This is a genomic window from Bartonella sp. MR100HLJHH (assembly GCF_042194215.1).
In the GTDB taxonomy this organism is placed as follows: Bacteria; Pseudomonadota; Alphaproteobacteria; order Rhizobiales; family Rhizobiaceae; genus Bartonella; species Bartonella grahamii.
This window is the reverse complement of record NZ_JBHIMR010000114.1, coordinates 1-288: the sequence shown is the minus strand read 5'-3', so window position 1 is coordinate 288 and position 288 is coordinate 1. Positions and strand designations below refer to the sequence as shown.

The 288-nt window shown below is 35.1% G+C and carries 1 pseudogene; it reads right to left on the bottom strand.

Features of this window, described 5'->3' with window-relative positions:
• A pseudogene (locus ACFIJ7_RS09825) lies at positions 1 to 248 on the bottom strand (hypothetical protein); the annotation flags it as partial.
• Positions 249 to 288 lie beyond the last annotated feature (40 nt).

Sequence of the window (288 nt, the reverse complement as noted above, 5' to 3'; positions counted from 1 at the left end):
TGAGAAAAATAATTATCAAACCAAGTTGTAAAAGCTTGCGTAAACACAGATAAAAACCATTGATTAAAATCATCGTACGGAAATAACGGAAAATATTTTCTATCATCACGCGCAAAGATACTATGCAGCATATAGACAAGACAACCTGTTGATGAGGGATCTATCCTTATTTCAAAACATGCATCTTCAGGCGAACGGAGACCATAATATATGGTTTCCTGTCCAATCTTATTAACAAGATCAATCAACTGGACTTTGCTTATAGTGATCTGTGGGACATCTATCATC